The sequence below is a fragment of the Chryseobacterium soldanellicola genome (assembly GCF_900100115.1).
Taxonomy (GTDB): Bacteria; Bacteroidota; Bacteroidia; order Flavobacteriales; family Weeksellaceae; genus Chryseobacterium; species Chryseobacterium soldanellicola.
Genome location: NZ_FNKL01000002.1, coordinates 235658 through 255245 on the forward strand (window position 1 = coordinate 235658; position 19588 = coordinate 255245).

Consider the following 19588-nt stretch of genomic DNA (forward strand, 5'->3'; position numbering starts at 1 on the left):
GAAAAATATTTTTGCAAAGATAAGAATTTTTCAATTAAATATATTCTGTGGCACGAGTCACACTAATGGGTGGTAATTTTGACAAATTATCGTAAATTATGAGTTTAAATTGATAGATTTATGGTACAGTTTGTCATATTGTCTTTAATATATTTTTAATTTTTGTTAATTGGCATTTTAACAATTATGACATAATGTATAAATTATTGCTATTCCTGTTAAATTTTAGTTAAAATTGAAACATTACATACTAAACACATACCTATTTAGCATTAAATTTGTTTACACTAAAACGAAAAATTATAACATAATTAAATAAAGAAGATATACAATGAAGAGTACTTTAAAAAAACTATTACCATTTGCAGTAGTAGGCATTATGTCGGGAGCTACTACCGTTGGAGCATTACAATATTTTAATCATGACTCTAATAATGGAGATCAGTCTTTTTTCACCAAATCATCAAACGTTTCTTTTGCAGGAATGAATTCCGGGGCAGTGGGCGATGATTTCGTAAAAGCAGCAAAAACTACGGTTCCGGCAGTAGTTACTATTAAAAATTATCAGAACAGAACATCAAGTAACAGAGCTTCTGAGCAGGATTTATTTGATTTCTTTTTCGGTGATCCGTTTGGTGGTGGTGGCAATCAAAGAGGCCAGCAAAGACAAAAGCAGCAACAGGCTCCGGATAATATGCCTTCAGGAATGGGCTCCGGGGTAATTATCTCGCCGGACGGATATATTATTTCAAATAACCACGTTGTGGCGGGTGCCAGCAAGCTTGAAGTGGTTTTAAGCAATAAAAAATCTTATATCGCAACCTTAATAGGAACAGATCCAAATACAGATATTTCATTATTAAAAATCGAAGAAAAAGGATTGCCTTATTTAAATTTTGCCAACTCGGATAATATTGATGTAGGACAATGGGTACTTGCAGTAGGAAACCCGCTTGGATTAAATTCTACGGTTACAGCAGGTATTGTTTCTGCTAAAGGAAGAGGGATCGGAATTCTGGGAGGACAAGGTAAAGCGGCTAACCCGATTGAAAGCTTTATCCAGACCGATGCGGCGATTAACCCTGGAAACTCAGGAGGCGCTCTGGTTAATACAAACGGAGATCTTATTGGTATTAACTCTGCAATTCAATCTACGACAGGTTATTATCAGGGTTACGGATTTGCAGTTCCTGCTAATTTAGCAAGAAAAATCGTTGAAGACATCAAGAAATTTGGTATCGTACAGAGAGGTTTCCTTGGCGTACAGTCTTTAGATTTATCTGATGATCAACAGGTTGCATTGTACAACAGAGATAAAAAAGCAAACATCAAGGCCGGCTCGGGAGTTTACGTTACAACGGTAACTGACGATAGCGGAGCGCAGGATGCAGGAATAAAAATAGGCGATATCATCACAAAAATAGATGGAATGGCTATTACAGATTTTGCTGATCTTTCAGTGGCTGTAGGCAGCAAACGTCCTGGTGATAAAGTTCAGGTAACTTACATAAGAAACGGCAAAGAAAACACAGCCAACGTTACTTTAAAAGATCAAAAAGGCGGAACTTCCACAAGAACCAAAGCCGATTTAAGCGTAACCGAAAAAATAGGAGCTGAATTTGAACCGTTAAGCGATAGATTTAAAACAGATTATGGCTTAAACAGCGGTGTCGTTGCTAAAAACGTGACAGAAGGAAGCGAAGTTGCCAAAATTGGGATTGTGGACAATTATATCGTGATCGAGATCAATGGTAAGCCTGTAAATTCACAGAAAGATGTTGAGAAAATCCTTGATAAATATTCAGGAAATGTATCCGTGAAATTTGTGGATGCTTACGGCCAGATTTACACGAGAGGCTTTAAAATGCCTTAATAGATTTAGATTAAACTAAATTTCATATCAACAAAAAAACCGCTGCAAAAAGTACAGCGGTTTTTTTTATTATTGTTACAAGCGATAAGATTTACTTATTTGTTACATATATTAGAATAATATGTAGATTTATTTCTTCTGCAAAATAATTGTCCAGCATATTAAATTTTCTAAAAAATATACCCAACGGAAATACCTAAATTGGAATTATAGATTTTAGGAGCTTCCTGCATTATGATTGAGTTTTGCAGATAAACCTCAGTATTTTTATAGACTTTTGTCATTCCAAAATAATACCCAACTGAAGCCAGATAATGTTTTGAGAATATATATTGTGCTTTTATCTTTAATCCAGCATCAAATTGCTGTACATTTTTAGGATTACTTGTGGTTGATCCATTAATAACCTTATCATACTCTAATTTATTTTTTAATAAAATTCCAATTTCAGGACCTAATGCAATGGAAAATTCTTCTGTCGCGTGATAATCAAAAAGGACAGGAAACCTTATATAATCATTCTTTACTTTTCCAGTAAGGGCAAATGTAGTATTATCTATAGTTGGGGCAGAGATTTCAAACTTAGCACCCATTTGAGCATAGTACAGCTCTGCATCTATGGAGATTTTATCAGACAGATAATTCCATAAAAATCCTCCAGCATGGATTCCTGTTTTAGAAGAAAATCCGTCTGGTTTATCTGAACCTGAAAAGCTACTCATGTTCAATCCAGCAGAAAGTCCATATTTAGGCTTAATCTGAGCCGAGATTGAGGTTGTTAATGCTAAAAAGCTTATTAAAATTGTTTTTTTCATAGTTTAATTTTAAAATTATTTGTTTACATATTTATCCAGAATGTTTATTCCTATTGAGAAACGAAATCCTTTTGTCTGAAAATGAGAATGTTCTTTAAAATTAAAATTATATCCAGCCTCTATTGAAAGAAAGTGATAACATACTATTCCTAATTTTAGTGAAACAAAGTTTGGAGATATTCCTCCTGAAGCATAAATCCCTGTAACTATAGTTCTATGGGCTTCCATTGGATAAGAGGTAATTTTTCTAATATATTCCAACTCAGGAATAATAAAAAACTTTCTGCTACTTTCATCCCACCAATTAAAATGACCACGGACACCTACATAATTCCACTCATCAATAGGGATTTTTGTTCCTAGTGAAAGGAATGCCTTATCTCTCAAGCCAGTTAACTCAATTCTTGTTAATAAAGCAGTTTGTGCCAGTTTGTTTGGCTGGGAATTATTAAAAACATTCTGCATAATCTGCCCTTTTGAAAGACAAACAATAAAAAGAACGCCATAAATGATTTTCTTTATGATAATGGAAAAGGATTTATATTTCATCTCCAAAATTTTTCAGTATTCTCTCTCATATAACTAGATACTGTCTTTACATACTCAACCTTTTGGATCATATCTCCCAACTCAGGAGACCAGATAAGGTTGGCTTTGTCCTTTGTAGGATTGGGATAAATTTTAACCTGATAAATTTGAGGAGGAAATTCCTCTTTAGTAGTCAAACCGTCTTTTAAGGCCGTCTTATTGTATGACAAACAGATTGCGCAATATTGCCTAATTACTTGATTTCCGCCATCCTCATATTCAAAAGTCAATGTCTGTGATTTAAATCCTCTTATTGATATCAATAAGAAGAAAATAAATAATAATTTTTTTTCCATATATGCTTTTTAATCTGCTACAAAAGTGAACAAAATGGGTAATTTATAAAAGGACAATACATCTTAAGCAACAATAAAAAACAGACAAGTTATCTAAAAATACCTGGGTATTTATTTTTTTTAGATATTTTTGCAGTGAAACACAACTCATGAAAAATTATCAGAAAAAATTATTTGATATACTACTAAAAGAATCTGAAGGGAGGAAAAAGCTAGTAGATATTATGATTGATAAACTAGCTTTATCAAATGACACGGCATATAGAAGAATTAGTGGAAAAAGCTATATAACTTTAAATGAAGGGATTTCTCTTGCCTCACATTTTGGGATTTCTTTAGATTCAATTCATGACTCTAACATCAATAATGCCGTTGTAAGCAAAGTCCATGATATTTATAATATAGATGATTTAGAAAAATACTTTGAATCTTCTATTTATAATTTACAAAAGGTAAAAAACACCTCAGATGTTGAGTTTATATATGCAGCAAAAGACATTCCTCTTTTTTACTTTATGAAATTTGAAAACTTGCAGAAGTTCAAGATTTATACATGGTTGAAGCTAATGGATACTGAGTTCTTTTCACGAAGAATAAGTTTTGAAGAGTTTGAACTACCTGAAAAGATTAAACGAAAAGGGCAGCTACTCTCCGAAGTCTATCATGATGTGAGTTCTACAGAAATATGGAGCAATGTAACTATCCATGCATTAATTGAACAAATCATATATTTTTATCAGCTAGAAATGATAAGTATTGATAGTGTATTGAAGATTTGTGATGAAATTATGTGTATGTTAGAATTTATAGAAAAAGAAACTACTAACGAGAAAAAAAATAATAAAAACACTTATTTTAAATTATACCAAAATGATCTATTAATAATGAATAACAGTGTATTTATTAAGTTTTCAGATCAAAAAATGCTCTTTTTGCCTTATAATATTTTAAGCTATTACTATACTCTCGATGAAAGAGTTTGTAATAATTACGAAAAAAGTCTTGAACTAATTTTAAAAAACTCTGAATTACTTTCCGCAAATAACAAAGCCAGAAATATTTTTTTTAATAAAATGTATAAAAGAGTTGAAGAACTAAAAAGATTTATAGAAATAAAGCTATAATATAAAAATTAACCAGACAACCTATCAACAAAAAACCGCTGCAAAAATGTACAGCGGTTTTTTTATTTATTTGTTTTGATTCATTTTTTCTGCGATTCTCCGTTTCTTTTTTCGTTCATAAATAATTGAAACGATCTTCCCTCCGATCCAGGAAAAAGGAAAGAAAGTAAGGAAGATAGAAATTTTATAAAAGGTAGGATGATAAGGAAAAACGATAACATCCAGCATTGCTATAAAAAGCATAATGAAACCAATAAGAATAGCATAAGCCACTTTAGCGTATTTTACGATCATTGCCGTCACCACACCACCCACGGTAGTCCCAAGCCCGGAAATAAACAGTAAAAAGCCAAAGAAAGCCTTGTCGTCCTGCATAGTTTCAAGAAATTTTTGCCAATGCTCAAACGGCGCAAAAGCTTCAAAAGTGATCCATTGCGGAAATATTCTTATCCCGAGAGTGATAATAAGCCCTGCGATCACAAGACCTATAATTACCGCAAAAGTATTTCTTAGAAAATTCATTAATCCTGATGTGCGATCATAGAAATTTCGATATCAACATTTTTAGGCAGACAAGAAACCTGTACGGTTTCACGAGCCGGAAAGCTTTCAGCATCCAGATAAGATGCATAAATATCATTCATTACAGCAAAATCATCCATGCTTTTAAGGAAGATCGAAGCTTTTACCACGTTTTTAAAAGTCATTCCTGCTTCTGTAAGGATGGCCTCAAGGTTTTTCATTACCTGATGCGTTTCCTTTTCAATGCCTTCTACCAATTTACCAGTTGCCGGGTCTACAGGAATCTGACCGGAGATGTATAAAACCCCGTTGGCAAGGTTTGCCTGAGAGTAAGGCCCGATAGCTGCAGGAGCATTAACTGTGTTGATTATTTTTTTCATTAGAATTTATTTTGGGTGCAAATATAAAATTATATTCTCAAATATCAATTTGATCTTAAAAAGGTGCATTTGGCTGGGTGAAGCTTCTGTCTTTATATTTAAGAGCGTCACTCAGAATATTAGCTTTTATTCCGATAAAGAAGTCATACACTTTATACTGTCCGAAAGGGACCCAGTTAAAATTAATCGTAAAACTTCGCTGATCTCTTGAGAAACCAATTCTTGTATAAGCTAATTCTTTGGTTACCAAATCATAATGCGTACTTCCGTTAATATTCCAATAAGGCGTAAGCTTGATGCTGCCGTCTAAACCTACAGAAGCAATTTTATTGCCAGTACGGGTTGCACCTCTTGAAAAAGCATAATTTGCATTCACATTCAATGTCCAGGCCTGATCGAAATGGGCATAATTATCATCATCAAAATAATAATTTTCATTTCTGATTTCTCCTTTCTGCGAATATTTTTTAGCATAATCCGTTTTTTCACCAAAAAGCTCACTGCTTAAAGGATAAGACAGCTGAACGTTGAACCCCTGAACACTGAAATGCCCGAAATCTTCCGTTCTCACCCCGGCATCCTGCCCCGGAAGATAGACAATTCTATACGGATCAAGCGATAAACTTGTATTAACGCTTAATTTATTATTAAAAAAAGATGACTGACCATTAATTGAAATAATCGACCAAGGGTGATCTTTTGCTGCGAAATTATAGCTTCCGGAAAGGTTTAATGATTCAAAAATCTTCACTTTTTTCACGCCTGTAGAGTCGCTTTTAGACTTCACTTTCATCTCAATATTATTCCCGATATTAAACCCTAAAGCACCGACCATACCGCTTGAAGGGCTTCCTACGATTCCACCTTCAAAAATTGAATACGGCGTCAAAGCACCGTTTGCATCATAATAACTTTTATAATATCCGAATCCTGAACCTCCGAAATCCGGCGAATACGTAAATCCGATACTTGGCGTCATCATATGCCTGATCGCTTCAATGGCAGAGCCCTTTTTAAATTTAAGCATTCCGTAAAGGGTTGTCTGGATACTTGCTGTCGTTGAAAAAGTAGAATATCCTGAAATCCCTTTATCCATTTCATTAACCACCACATTTTTTACAGGATCATAAGATCTGTCAAGCGTTTTTGTCGTTAAAGCATTATCGATATTAGCTCCCAAACTGAACGTGAAATATTTAGCAACCGTAGTATTTGTTCCTAAAGCGATATTATTTTTAAGTCCGGTTTGTAATTTATCCCACATTTCCTTTTTGAAAAGCTCGCCCTCATCGGTCTGAACATAATTTGTTAAATTGAAACCGGTATTTACCGTAATATTTTCCAATAAGCCGGATCTTACCCCTGTTTTAGATTTAAACAAATAAAACTGATTGATCGCCACATTCATCTGAGGCAAACGCAAATCTGAATTTCCCGTCGCAAAGTTCTGAGAATAGGAAGCCGTTCCCGTGATGGTCATCGGCAGCTTCAAAAATCTCTTTGTAATGGTAACCGTTGAGTTTTGTTGTGTGTTTAATACGTTTTGATTTAAAATATAATTATTGTTCAGCGTATTATTATAAAATTTTGTACTTACAATATCTACCGATGCCGAAAAAGTAAGGAAAGGATTTGCCTTTGTATCCTGCGTATGTCTCCACGCAATTCTGTAGGTGCTGTTTTTGTTATAATCATCCAAGCCTTTGATTCCTCGTACCATCGTTCCGACATCCGCGGAAAAATTACCTGAGTAGCGGTATTTTTTGGCATAATTCATCTCGGGCCTTAAATTCCAGCTCCCTTTTGTGTAAATATCGGCAAGAACTTTAAGGTCAAAATGCTCCCCGATCGGCTGATAATAGCCTATTCCGTTTAAAAAGAAACCTACGTCCTGCCTCTCTCCAAAACTCGGAATCAGAATCCCGGCGGATCTTTTATCTGAAAAGGGCAAGATCGCAAAAGGCATAATTAAAGGGGTCGGAACCTGCTCAATATACAACTGAATCGGCCCTGTAATGATCTGAGACTTATTTTTACCTTTCACCAGCTTAATATTGGAAGCCAGCATATGATAATCGGCTGCAGTATCTTTTTTCTTCAGAAAATATTCATCGGTGGTATACAATGCATGTCTCATCGCAAAGACGGAATCATTGTATTTTTTTGTTTTATTGGCAACGATTACGCCCTCGCTTTCTTCCGTTCTTGCGTTGTAAGCAATGGCCTGTCTTGTTTTATAATTGTATTGAAACTGGTCTGTTTCATAATTTTTCCCTGCCTGCGAGGTTAAAACAGGTTCGATGATCTTTTTACCTAAAGAATCCTGTTTTCCACGGGCATAGATCACATTTTTAGTCTCATCAATAGAGATATAATCTGCATCGATCTGCATATCCTGATACTTTACCTGCGCTTTTTGGTTCAGATAAATCATTTTTTTCGGGAAATCTCTCCTGATATTGTCTGCTTTTGTCTGAAGAACATCATCTAATGCTTCTTTTTGAGCGACAATGGTATCCTTTTTGGGAATAGTATCATTAACCGCATTTTTAGGTAATTTTTCAGGCGTTTGTTGTGCTAAAAAATTGTTAAAAATTAGGATAATTAAAATTTGTAATATATTTTTGAAGACGGTTTTGACCAATTTTTTTTGTATATATTTATTGTATATAATTCAGGCTCAAAATTAATATAATTTTTAAAACTGTAAGATGCACAAACAAAATTTTAAAATAATTTTATCATTTCTCCTAATACTGGTCAGTAATTTTATTTTTTCACAGAAGAAATTCACCATTGTTTTAGATGCCGGACACGGCGGGAGTGACCATGGAGCCAATAGAAACTACGCCGACATCGGAAGAGTAGCGGAAAAAGATGTCACCTTGGCCGTTGTGTTAAAAATTGGTAATATGCTGGAGAAAAATAAGGACTTTAAGGTAATTTACACCCGTAAATTTGATGAATACCCTTCTTTATCGGACAGAACCAACCTAGCAAACAGGAGCAAAGCAGATCTTTTTGTGTCGGTGCACTGTAATTCTGCACAAAGATCCGGAGCTTACGGAACGGAAACTTATGTTCAGGGACCCGATCAGAATGATACGAACCTTGAAGTGGCAAAAAGAGAGAATGATGTGATCTTTCTTGATGAAAAAGATAAACAGACGTTTGGTTCCTACGATGCAAGCTCTCCCGAATCATTAATTGCCTTAAAACTTCAGCAAAGCAAATATCTTGAATCAAGTCTTCTTCTGGGAGGTCTGGTGGAAGATAATTTCGTTAATAAAGATAAAAGATTCTCAAGAGGCGTTTTCCAGAAAAACTTACACGTTCTTCGTATGAATGCGATGCCTTCGGTGCTTATAGAGACCGGATTTATCAATCATCCCGAAGAAAGTCATTATCTTGCGTCAGAAAAAGGCCAGGACGAAATTGCCATGAGCATCTACAATGCGATTATTGATTATAAAAAAGCGGTAGACAGAAAATCCGGCGGAGCTTTCACTACAACAAAAAAGCCTGAGCCCGAAAAACCGGTGGAAGTTGCCTTAAAAAATGATTTCAGAATTTTATTAATGAGCTCTCCTACCAAATACAATGATAATGATCCGGCTTTAAAAGGATTAAATTACATTCTTCCTATCAAGGAAAACGGCCAGTATAAATATTATTATGGCGTCACCAATATGGCTTCCGTGAAAGATATTAATCTTAAAACTGCTAAAGATGCAGGATTCAGGAATGCATTTGCGGTAGGATTTATGCCTAATCAGAAATTAAACAGCGGATATTATACGATAGAATTATATGTAGGTGACAAGCTGAATGGCAATTCTTTTATTCTACAAACCCTAAAAGATGTAGAAAGAAATAAAGAAAACGGAACATTCTATTATACCTACGGAAAACTTTACACTTTGGAAGATGCCGTAAAACTGCAAAAAGACCTTGAAAGCAAGGGAATTAAGAATACCATCATTCAAAAAGTTTATAAATAACGTAAAAAATAATTTTGAAGTTTAAAAGTTAATTCTTACTTTTGCAACCTCAAAATTTGGTCTATTCGTCTAGTGGTTAGGACTCAAGGTTTTCATCCTTGCAACAGGAGTTCGATTCTCCTATAGACTACCAAATTTGAATTTGAATATCATGCCGGATTTAAAAATACAAGAAGCTACATTGCTTTTTAAGAAAATCCACTCGAACCCAAAAAGTTACGATTTAAAAATCAATGAAGACGGGATTACAGGCAGGGATGATAAAATAAGTTTCAGGCTTTACAGGAACGGAGAAAGGGTAGCCTTTGAAGTAACGATTGACGGACTCACCTTCACCAATACCACTGGAGAATGGAACAACGCGATGATTATGCTTACAAGCACAATCAGAAAAATAGATAAAGAACAAGAAAATTTAAAAATAGAACAGGCGATCGATAAACTGCGGAAATATTTATCAGAAGAAAATTAATTTTTTTTTAAATATAAATTTGGTAGATAATAAAAAAGTTTATACTTTTGCACTCACATTTGAACGATATGGCAAATCATAAATCAGCATTAAAAAGAATCAGACAAAACGAGGTTAGAAAAGCTCGTAACAGATACTACCACAAGACTGCTAGAACAGCTCTAAAGGTACTAAGAAATGAAGAAGACAAAGCTGCTGCTTCTGAGCAGTTGCCAAAAGTTATCTCTTTGTTGGATAAATTAGCTAAGAAAAACATTATCCACAAAAACAAAGCGGCTAACTTAAAAAGCAAATTAACTAAGCACGTTAATAAACTAGCTTAATACGTATAGTAGGCCCGTTCGTCTATCGGTTAGGACCTCAGATTTTCATTCTGGTAAGAGGGGTTCGACTCCCCTACGGGCTACAAATTTAACTACTACTAACCGAGTAGTTTATTTTAAGAGTTGTAAACTTATAAAAACAAAAAACTAACCCGTTATTATAACGTGATGGTAGATGGCCCGTTCGTCTATCGGTTAGGACCTCAGATTTTCATTCTGGTAAGAGGGGTTCGACTCCCCTACGGGCTACTTAAAAAGAGATTCTATATTTTTTAGAATCTCTTTTTTATTTCTCCTAATGGTGATTTAATTATCGATCATCTTATATATTTTTATTTTCTTTTAATTAAAATATTACACTCAATAAGATTGAGAGCATAATAATTCTACAAAATTTACTGATTATATATTTTATAAAGTAAAAAATCATACCTTTGCAATTCATCAGATGATAAGATCATTTTAAGATGCAGATTCAAAGAAAAACATTAGCTCAGGAAGTAGCAGAAAGATTAATCGAAGGAATAACCAATGACAAGTACGCCATTGGTGAAAAGCTGCCGATTGAACCCGAACTCATGAAAATCTATGGTGTCGGGCGGTCAAGCATTCGCGAAGCTATAAAAATACTTTCCATTAAAGGAATATTGAGCGTGCAACAAGGCGTGGGAACATTCGTCGTTTCAAAAAATGTGGAAGAATCTTTAGAATCTCAAATGAACAAAGCGCAAATAGAAGAAGTACAGGAAGTGCGGTCTCTTCTGGATTCAAAAATTGCAGCAAAAGCAGCTATACATCGAAGCGAAAAAGATTTAAAAAAAATCAAGATGTATCTGGATCTAAGAGATAAATTTGCTAAAGAAAACCAAGCACCGGAATGTTATCAGGCAGATATCAATTTTCATGTTGCCATCGCCGAAGCTTGTGGTAACGCATTATTAAAAGAGATTTATAAAATAGCAAGCCAACATATTCTAAGAGCTTTTGAAAGCAGCCATAACAACACAGATTCTTTCAAAGTCTCACAAAAAATACACACCGAACTTTACAATTCTATTGAAGATAAAAAGCCGGACAGCGCGGCATTTATTGCCCAACAGATTGTTGAAAAAATTTACTAACAAAAATTTTAACAAAATTCATCAGATGACATGATGAATTAAGATAATTATTTATGGAAAATCTACAGACAAAAGCAATTGACACAACCAAAATTGTTTACCATATCCTATTTATGATCAGTTTTTCACACTTTTTGAATGATTTGATCCAATCCACAATTCCTTCGTTGTATCCGATTTTAAAGGGCGAGTTTAGATTATCATTTGCTCAAATTGGTATCATTACATTAGTATTTCAGCTGACAGCCTCCATTTTACAGCCATTTGTCGGCATTTATACCGATAAAAAACCAAATCCGAGATCTTTGGCTATAGGAATGGGACTGTCAATGGCTGGCTTACTACTTTTGGCAGCAGCGCATCAATATTATGTAATTTTAATTGCTGTTGGTTTGATCGGAATGGGTTCTTCAGTTTTTCATCCGGAAGCTTCAAGAGTGGCACAAATGGCGTCAGGCGGGCAAAAAGGATTGGCACAATCTATTTTTCAGGTAGGCGGAAACTCCGGAAGTCCGATTGGGCCTTTGTTGGTTGCTTTGATCGTTCTGCCGTTAGGTCAGGGTTATGTAGGGCTTTTTGCGATTGCTGCTTTTATCGGAATTATCTTATTATGGAGAATCGGAAACTGGTATGCCGAAAGATTATCGTTGAAAAAATCAACCAAGCATTCAGACAATATGATCAACATACAATTGTCGCGTAAAAAGGTTATATTTTCCATTACAATTCTATTGGCTTTAGTATTTTCAAAATATATTTATCTGGCATCGATGACCAATTATTTTACCTTCTTTTTGATTGATAAATTCCATATTTCGGTGAAGGATTCTCAGCTTTATTTATTCATATTTTTGGCAGCAGTGGCAGTCGGAACCATTTTAGGAGGAAAATTGGGTGATAAATATGGCAGAAAGAAAATTATTTGGATTTCGATTCTGGGAGCGGCACCATTTACCCTTTGCCTTCCTTATCTCCCTTTATTCTGGACGATTATATTTGCCGTTTTAATAGGATTAATCATTGCTTCAGCATTTTCTGCGATCCTGGTTTATGCTACAGATCTTATGCCTAATAAAATTGGTCTTGTAGCTGGATTATTCTTTGGATTTATGTTTGGAATGGGCGGTATCGGTTCTGCCGTGCTGGGTGCTGTTGCTGATGATACGAGCATCGGATTTGTCTTTAAAATCTGTGCATTTTTACCTTTAATGGGAATCATCACTGCTTTTTTACCCAATATCAAAGGACATAAAAAATAGCCTCCACAAAGTGAAGGCTAAAACAAAAAAATGAATATACTAATTCGAGATATTAGTCCTTGATTAATTTTTAATTAATTTTTGCTGATATACAGCTTTGTCAGTGCTTGCTCTCAGGATGTACATTCCTTTTGGAAGCCCACTCACATTGATTTGTCCGTTGTTGAACTGAGTATTAATCAACTTACCTGAAACATCATAAATAGAAACCTGTAAGACTTTTTCCTGAGTTTTAATATATAAAATATCTGTCACAGGATTTGGATAGATACTGAATTCAAGTTTTTTCACCTCAGCAGTCGCTAACGTAGAATTTGTAGCATTAATAACTAAAGTTTTTTCTACAATTTTACCATTTGAATTAAAACTGATAACTATACTCACCGTTCCAGTTGCCAGGGGTGTTAAAACCAATTCATCATTAGCATTAATTTCCGCAATAAGAACTGAAGGGTTGCTGTTCGATTTTATAGATTTAACAATCGCTGCTGACAAATTATCACCGTCAGAAACAACATTTTTAAGATCAATTGAAGTCATTCCGTTGGCATTGGCCTGTGACGGAAATGTTGTGCTTACGCTTGGAAGCGTGTTATCCGGAAATACCGTCATTGCAGGGAACCAGTAATAATCATTTAGTTTTTTAGTATTTATTAAAGTCCCGCTGTTATTGAAAGTATGTATCCAATTATTTTGAAAATGTGCTCCGTAACCGCTTTCTGTTGTATTTAAAATCAATTCATCGGTAACTGGATTTACTCTTAAAGCTGCTCCATAAGGAATTTGTTTATAAGTTCCTGTTTGTCCCGGAATTGCAGCAAAATTTTCATTAAATGTCTTATTTGTAACATCAAATTTCACAATCTGCGTTCCAGAGCTGAAACTGTTGATAGAATTAATCCAATATAAAGCATTTTGCTGGCTGCTTGCCGTGAAGCTTCCTGCATTCCAGGCGCCCCAGGCTCCGATGTATTTTGTAGTCGGGATTGCATATTCTGTTTTTGCAAAAGTTGTAGGATTAATATTAACTACTTTCTGATCCTGAACCGCCCAGATACTTCCATCTTTAGCCTGAACAATTGAATGGAATGCACCTGCGATAGTCGCAACAACTGTATCCGTGTTTGGATTAATTACCAAAATTCCCGTAGATTGCTTCACTGCAAAAACGTATTGAGAAGTTCTGATCATATTTCCGATCTGCCCGGAATATTGACTTCCGCCGCCCGTTGTCGGAATTAAACTTCCTACCTGCAAATTATCAATATCAAAAGTATAAATCCCGTTGGAAGCTCCGATATAACCTTTATGTTCATTAACACCTACGAAAGATCTTCCGTCTCCCCCGCCGATATTGTTAAATCCTGCAATTTTCTGCATCGTGTGAGCATTGGCAACAACTAATTTTCCTCCCGGCGTGTATTGCGTATCTCCTCCGTCTGCAGCTTGTTTTGAAATAAAATAAAACTTATCCCCATAAATCGTTCCGTACTGAGTCGTTGCTCCAAAAGCCTGATTGTTATTAACATTACTGTACACTCTGTAATTTACATTTCCGTTGCTGTCAATAAAATTTACCGAACCGTTTGTATGACCAAACCATTCTTCATTCACCAAGAAATAACCGTTTGTAAAATCTGTAGCAGAAACGTAAGGAGAAACCGGCGTCATTGTTGAAGAAATCGGGAAATCACTAAAGTTAGGATTGTAGTTCCAAACATCCCAAGAACCGTTTTGTAAAACACGGCTCGTCGCTCCAGCTCCTGAATACCCAAAATCAGGATCTGTAGGATCTTTTATCCAATACGACCAATATCCGTTGGTAGTCCAACCTGAAGACCAATGATCTGCCACATCCGCTGCCGTGAAAGCATCAAAATCGTAGGCAGAAGTGTTTACAATCCCGTCAACAGGATAATAAGGATAGGTAACATTTCCGTTTTTGTAAAGAGCATTTGTATTGACACCATTCAGATCAAAGCCAAATCCGCCAATCGCCGTTCCGAACTGCGTTCCCTGATACAATAAAGTGAAAAACCTGTGGTCCGCTTTTGCAATCGCTTTCATCATATCTTCACCGGTCGCCGTTCCGTTCCATCTGAAACCCCAAACCAAAGCATCGGGATTTTTGCTGTCATTCCATTGTACAGCGAAGGCCGCTTCATTGGTTCCTGTTCCTACCCAATACTGGATGTCAGAAAAATTAACGATCGTTGTCGTCGTTGTTTTTGCCTGACTCTGTGTAGAACTAGGTTTAATATCATTTCGGGGCACACCCTGTACTTTTATCTGAGCATTTGTAAAAAATGCAAACAGAAAAAGCATCGTTAATAGGTAAAACTTTTTCATTTCTAATTAATTTTAAAAATATTATATCGTTGAATTTTAATTAAGATGTAAATCATAAGCTCCGGCGATTTCCGTAGAAACCTCGCCTAGCCAGCCCGCCTCCTGATTGGTTCCGGTGTAAACTTTCACAAAATCTACCCCCGGAAGCTTCACATAATTCCCGTTTTTGTCTACCGCCCAGGAAATATCGATATTTGAGGCTTCATCATTATTCGGAGCATTATCTGCATATCCGAAATCATAGGATTTCCCAACCCAATAAGCGCCCGTTCCGCTTTGATCATAAAAATTGCTCTGAAGCTTTGTTCCGGTAAAACCGTAAGAAGCATCCGAAAGCCACAAAGGATAATAGCTTTGTACATGGAAGGTGTTTTTTGTTTTAAATCCTAAATTCCCCAGATTGTCTTCCCATTTCAGATACTCTACATCAGTCTGCCAAAACTCGTTTCCGGGAACGGGCGGCTTATTTTCGTTGGGTTTGAAGTATGTTATGCTGTAATTTTTTACGGTTGTATTTTTGAAATATTCGCTTCCTGCGATCTCGTACCATTCCTCTTCATCGGGTTTTCCGTTTTTGTTTTTGTCGTAGGCAACCATGATAATTCCCGGTTCGCAAGATCCGACACGTGCCTGACCCGCATCATTTCCCCAAAAAGCATTTCCAAGGATTTTAAAATCTCCTCCATTCATATTGGGGATCGTATGGTCAAAACCGAAAGACACATAGCCGCCGTAACCGCCAAGAGTAATCATGGTAGAATTTCCTCCGACTAAAGATTCTTTTGCCTTCTGAAGCATCTGGCTAAAAGTATTTCCGTTTACATATTCAGGAATTTCGTTAATAAATTGCCCTGGCGCGGGACGAAAATCGAAAACATTAGAAATATATCTGCTATAATTTCCGGCTTCGTGATTGACAATGATTTTCGAGTTGTAGGTTTTTACAATTCCGTTGCTTGTGATCTTTAAGGTCAAAGGATAGGTTTTCACGGCAGGACTGATAAAATCCAGTTCAGAATTTTCAGAAATAATAGAATCATTGATGCTCCATGTAAAAGTTCCCGGTACTTTGGGATTAATATTCAAGACTTTAAAACGGTCGATCGTATAAGATTCATCAAGACCAGTAAAGCTTACATTTTCCTCCTCATCTCTGTCGCTTTTACAACCGATCACAGTGATCAGCACAAAAGACAGAAAAGTGATTTTTAACAATTTAAACATATTTTTTTCCATTTTTCAATTCAATTTATTTGTATAAAAAGGTGAAGTGTGCGGGGATATTTCCACCTTCGGTTTTCCATTTGAAGTGTCCGTCTTTATCGAAACAATAGACAAATCCGGTGGAGACGTAATTTCTTGCATCGGTTATGTAAATATCTTCCGTGATCGGATTTACGGCGATTCCGTAAGGCGTTTTGATTGCGTCTACATATTCCTGATCGATGATTTTATTAGAAATAATTTCTTCGGTTTTCACATCAATGATTCCGAAAGATTTTTTGTACGAATGCGTGTTATAATTAAATTCATTCCCGTAATAGTAAAGCTTATCATTAACAATGGTCATTTCGCTTACAGAAATATGGAAATCTTTTTTTACCATTCCTGTTGCTGCATCAATTAAAAATAAGCTTGATGGAATTGTATAATAATCCCCTCTCGAACTCACGTACAAATCACCATAATTATCTTTTTTAATTCTGTGAAGATTAATAGCAACGTCTATTTTTTTGATTTCTGTGAAAGAATTTAAATCAACTACAGAAACGGTTCTGTCGTAATTCGGGAATTTATATCCTCCGGAATTGGCTACGAAAAGCTGGTTTCCTACCACTTCAATTTCTTCCGGCTGGTACCCGACCGTCACCTGCCTTTGAATCGACAAAGAAGTGGTATCAATTTCTACTACCTTTCCAAGCGGTGCATTGGGATCGAGAACTACGGGACCGGCATAGCTTGTCGCGTACGCTTTTCCGTTTTTAAAAGTGATATATCTACAGTTTTCAAGGTTAATGGTTTTAATTCTTTTCGCCGTTTTTGCATCCAAAACCTCAATTTTATTGGAAACATTAATAACAGCGTACAGCTTATTTCCATAAATCTGAATGTCATTTCCGACATCACCAAGCTCTTTGATCACATTCGGATTAATTTCAGCATAAATATTTCGGTGGTAAGTTCCTGTCGTATAATCAAAGAAATCGAGAGTAGCTTTATTGCTTCCCATATTTCCTTCGTTCAACAAATAAAATCCTTTGATCGCAGTATTTTCTGGCGCTGCCAATCCTGATTCTGTTTCTTCACGTGTAATATATTCGTCAGTTCTGCAAGAAACCAGAAAAGCAAATACAAAAACAAAAAGGCAAAAATTGAATTTTTTCATAAGGTAAAGCTTACAATGAGTTTAAAATTTCTTCCCGGCATCGGATAATTCAGAACCACATCATAGTATTGGTTGAAAACATTATTGACCTCAAAACTGGCTTTAATCTGATGCGAATTCCAATTAAATCTTTTCTGAACCGATAAATCATGAGTATACCAAGGCTGGATGTAGTTGTATTGGATATTATTCTGATTAACATCGTAACGCTCGCCCACATAAACATAACTGTAATTGAAACTCCAGTCTTTGTAGTCGGACATCAACGAAAAAGTTCCGCTGTGCCACGGGGTGTAAGGAATCTGATGCCCAAAATAAGATTCTTCCCTATCCGAAAAATCTCTTGCTCTTTGGAAGGTATAGCTTAATAGAGGTCTTATTTTAACGTTTCCAACTTTTACATCAGCCTGAATATTAACATCGGTTCCTATAATTTCTACATTTCCGAGATTTAACATCGTCCATCTGAACATACTTCCGTTTGGAGCGGCAATGATTTTGTCTTCAACTTTATTGAAATACCCGTCAACTTTAGCATAAATTCTCTGGAAAACTTCGCTTTTAAATCTTTTTTGATACGTAAATCCGAAATTATATTGATTGGTAAATTCAGGTTTTAAAGCAACATTTCCGATCATTGTATAATACAGATCATTGAAAGTCGGCATCCTGAAAATCCTTTTGTAGAAGGCTCTTATCGTAAAATCGTGAGCATTGAAAGGCTTATAACTAAGGAAAGCTGCGGGCGTCCATTCTGTTCTGTCAGGAGATTTTGAATTTTTTTCGACATCTTCTGAAACGAAAGTTCCTAAAACGCTTCCTAAAAAATTCACTTTATTCCATTCATAAGTTGTCGCAAAAGCAGCTAATGTCGTGTATCGCGTCGGAAAAGAAAAATTAACCAAGTCTGCATCCAGATTATTATATTGAAAATCTACACTCGCACTTACATCCCAATTCGGAGTGATGGAATACAAATTAGAGGAAGACACGTACAGTTCTCTTTGTATATATTGATTCTGTATTTTTATGGACGAGACTGTATCAACATAATGGGTATAATCATAAGCAAACTTGGCTTTAAACTGAGTTTCTAGTTTTGGGAATATTTTCTTCTTAAAAGTTCCTTGTACGAAATAATTTTCATCGACCTGTCTTTGACCTCTTCCGTCAAAACGGTTGTTCACGATTGCTGAAGGAATTCCACGATTTGATAAATATCCATATCCTCTGATGTTCCAGCTACCGTTGCTGATCGTTCCGTTTAAGCTTGTTTCAAAACGTTTTGCATGAATATCAGAATCAAATCTTTTGGCAATCGTATCATAGGCAACTTCGCCGTCAGGATATTTTTTCTTGTAGCGGTATTTGTAAACCCCATCACTTTGAATAAATTCTGAACTAAAACTTGCTGAAATATTTTCCGAAATTTTCTGCTCTAAACGAAAAGACGGATTAAATAAATCGATCGAACTGTTTTTAAATCTTACAACAAGATTGGTCTTTCTGCTTCCTTTAAAAATCGGAACTTTTGGCTGTAAATAAATAGATCCCGACGAACCAAAATCTTTTGCAGGTTGAAAAATTTCACTTTTTTGCCCATTATAGAGAGAAATTTCCTCTAAATCATCAAGAGAATATCTTCCTAAATCTACTACTCCATTCTGAGCGTTCCCGATTTGGATTCCATCATAAAAAACACCGACGTGCTGGCTTCCCATACTTCGGATATTGATCGTTTTCAACCCACCGATTCCGCCATAATCTTTAATCTGAACGCCCGAAAAATACCTCAACGCATCAGCAACCGACTGACTGTTGAGTCTTTCCAGCTCATCGCCTGACAAAACCTGAGCAGGAAGAATTTCTTTAAAATTTTTCTTCTGAATATTGACAGGAATGATCGTATGCTCCTTAAGACTGTCTTTAGATTGTGAAAATACAACCTGAGCTGCTAACACAAAAACTGTGAAAGCAACTTTCTGAAGTTGAGATGTAAAAAATTTTGTCACCATTAGCTCATTTAGAATAATGATGACGCTAATGGATATAAGAATACAACGACAAAGCACAGTCATA

17 protein-coding genes and 3 tRNA genes are annotated in these 19588 nt (G+C 35.6%); 10 read left to right on the forward strand and 10 right to left on the reverse strand.

Annotated elements, in window-relative coordinates; all coding sequences use genetic code 11:
- The first annotated feature begins 331 nt into the window (after window positions 1–331).
- Window positions 332–1873 (forward strand): trypsin-like peptidase domain-containing protein, encoded by a 1542-nt coding sequence (locus BLT04_RS05900; protein WP_089754676.1) that lies wholly within the window; start codon window positions 332–334, stop codon window positions 1871–1873.
- A gap of 170 nt (window positions 1874–2043) precedes the next feature.
- On the opposite strand, the gene BLT04_RS05905 is transcribed toward BLT04_RS05900, so the two are convergent.
- Genes BLT04_RS05905 through BLT04_RS05915 form a run of 3 tightly spaced genes read right to left on the reverse strand, consistent with a single transcriptional unit; the run spans window position 2044 to window position 3572 of the window.
- Complete coding sequence (locus BLT04_RS05905; protein WP_089754678.1) at window positions 2044–2688, reverse strand: porin family protein; 645 nt, start codon at window positions 2686–2688, stop codon at window positions 2044–2046.
- 15 nt (window positions 2689–2703) lie between these two features.
- Window positions 2704–3237: a hypothetical protein gene (locus BLT04_RS05910; RefSeq protein WP_089754679.1), complete on the reverse strand. Its 534-nt coding sequence runs from the start codon at window positions 3235–3237 to the stop codon at window positions 2704–2706.
- On the reverse strand, window positions 3234–3572 hold the full coding sequence (locus tag BLT04_RS05915) for a hypothetical protein (protein ID WP_089754682.1): 339 nt from the start codon (window positions 3570–3572) through the stop codon (window positions 3234–3236). The genes BLT04_RS05910 and BLT04_RS05915 overlap by 4 nt, the downstream gene beginning before the upstream one ends.
- A gap of 149 nt (window positions 3573–3721) precedes the next feature.
- Here BLT04_RS05915 and BLT04_RS05920 point away from each other — a divergent pair, with 149 nt between their 5' ends.
- Window positions 3722–4696, forward strand: a complete 975-nt coding sequence (locus tag BLT04_RS05920) for a hypothetical protein (RefSeq protein ID WP_089754683.1) — start codon at window positions 3722–3724, stop codon at window positions 4694–4696.
- 66 nt (window positions 4697–4762) lie between these two features.
- Here BLT04_RS05920 and BLT04_RS05925 read toward each other — a convergent pair whose 3' ends face one another.
- Genes BLT04_RS05925 through BLT04_RS05935 form a run of 3 tightly spaced genes read right to left on the reverse strand, consistent with a single transcriptional unit; the run spans window position 4763 to window position 8242 of the window.
- Window positions 4763–5218: a hypothetical protein gene (locus tag BLT04_RS05925; protein ID WP_089754685.1), complete on the reverse strand. Its 456-nt coding sequence runs from the start codon at window positions 5216–5218 to the stop codon at window positions 4763–4765.
- On the reverse strand, window positions 5218–5598 hold the full coding sequence (locus BLT04_RS05930) for a RidA family protein (protein WP_089754687.1): 381 nt from the start codon (window positions 5596–5598) through the stop codon (window positions 5218–5220). The genes BLT04_RS05925 and BLT04_RS05930 overlap by 1 nt, the downstream gene beginning before the upstream one ends.
- Before the next feature lie 55 nt (window positions 5599–5653).
- Window positions 5654–8242 carry a putative LPS assembly protein LptD gene (locus tag BLT04_RS05935; RefSeq protein ID WP_089754689.1) on the reverse strand — a complete coding sequence of 863 codons (2589 nt, stop codon included), beginning with the start codon at window positions 8240–8242 and terminating at the stop codon, window positions 5654–5656.
- A 67-nt stretch (window positions 8243–8309) separates the two neighbouring features.
- Between BLT04_RS05935 and BLT04_RS05940 the strand changes: the two genes are divergently transcribed.
- From BLT04_RS05940 to BLT04_RS05975, 8 genes are all read left to right on the forward strand, one after another.
- Entirely contained in the window at window positions 8310–9599 is a 1290-nt protein-coding gene (locus BLT04_RS05940; protein ID WP_170828437.1) for an N-acetylmuramoyl-L-alanine amidase family protein, read from the forward strand.
- A gap of 58 nt (window positions 9600–9657) precedes the next feature.
- Window positions 9658–9732 (forward strand) — tRNA-Glu (locus BLT04_RS05945).
- Window positions 9733–9750: 18 nt separating this feature from the next.
- Complete coding sequence (locus BLT04_RS05950) at window positions 9751–10071, forward strand: hypothetical protein (protein ID WP_089754692.1); 321 nt, start codon at window positions 9751–9753, stop codon at window positions 10069–10071.
- Window positions 10072–10139: 68 nt separating this feature from the next.
- The gene (gene rpsT / locus BLT04_RS05955) at window positions 10140–10394 is read left to right on the forward strand and encodes a 30S ribosomal protein S20 (protein WP_089754694.1); all 255 of its coding nucleotides are present in this window, start codon (window positions 10140–10142) and stop codon (window positions 10392–10394) included.
- A gap of 11 nt (window positions 10395–10405) precedes the next feature.
- Window positions 10406–10477, forward strand: a tRNA-Glu gene (locus tag BLT04_RS05960).
- 94 nt (window positions 10478–10571) lie between these two features.
- Window positions 10572–10643: transfer RNA gene (locus BLT04_RS05965), tRNA-Glu, on the forward strand.
- 218 nt (window positions 10644–10861) lie between these two features.
- Complete coding sequence (locus BLT04_RS05970) at window positions 10862–11515, forward strand: FadR/GntR family transcriptional regulator (RefSeq protein WP_089754696.1); 654 nt, start codon at window positions 10862–10864, stop codon at window positions 11513–11515.
- A 53-nt stretch (window positions 11516–11568) separates the two neighbouring features.
- Complete coding sequence (locus BLT04_RS05975) at window positions 11569–12774, forward strand: MFS transporter (RefSeq protein ID WP_089754698.1); 1206 nt, start codon at window positions 11569–11571, stop codon at window positions 12772–12774.
- A gap of 63 nt (window positions 12775–12837) precedes the next feature.
- Here BLT04_RS05975 and BLT04_RS05980 read toward each other — a convergent pair whose 3' ends face one another.
- Genes BLT04_RS05980 through BLT04_RS05995 form a run of 4 tightly spaced genes read right to left on the reverse strand, consistent with a single transcriptional unit; the run spans window position 12838 to window position 19524 of the window.
- Complete coding sequence (locus BLT04_RS05980; RefSeq protein ID WP_089754699.1) at window positions 12838–15123, reverse strand: T9SS type A sorting domain-containing protein; 2286 nt, start codon at window positions 15121–15123, stop codon at window positions 12838–12840.
- 36 nt (window positions 15124–15159) lie between these two features.
- Window positions 15160–16359 carry a cell surface protein gene (locus tag BLT04_RS05985; RefSeq protein WP_089754702.1) on the reverse strand — a complete coding sequence of 400 codons (1200 nt, stop codon included), beginning with the start codon at window positions 16357–16359 and terminating at the stop codon, window positions 15160–15162.
- A gap of 13 nt (window positions 16360–16372) precedes the next feature.
- Window positions 16373–17509, reverse strand: coding sequence for a YncE family protein (locus BLT04_RS05990; RefSeq protein ID WP_089754705.1), 1137 nt, complete (start codon window positions 17507–17509; stop codon window positions 16373–16375).
- The gene (locus tag BLT04_RS05995) at window positions 17506–19524 is read right to left on the reverse strand and encodes a TonB-dependent receptor plug domain-containing protein (protein ID WP_089754707.1); all 2019 of its coding nucleotides are present in this window, start codon (window positions 19522–19524) and stop codon (window positions 17506–17508) included. The genes BLT04_RS05990 and BLT04_RS05995 overlap by 4 nt, the downstream gene beginning before the upstream one ends.
- Window positions 19525–19588 lie beyond the last annotated feature (64 nt).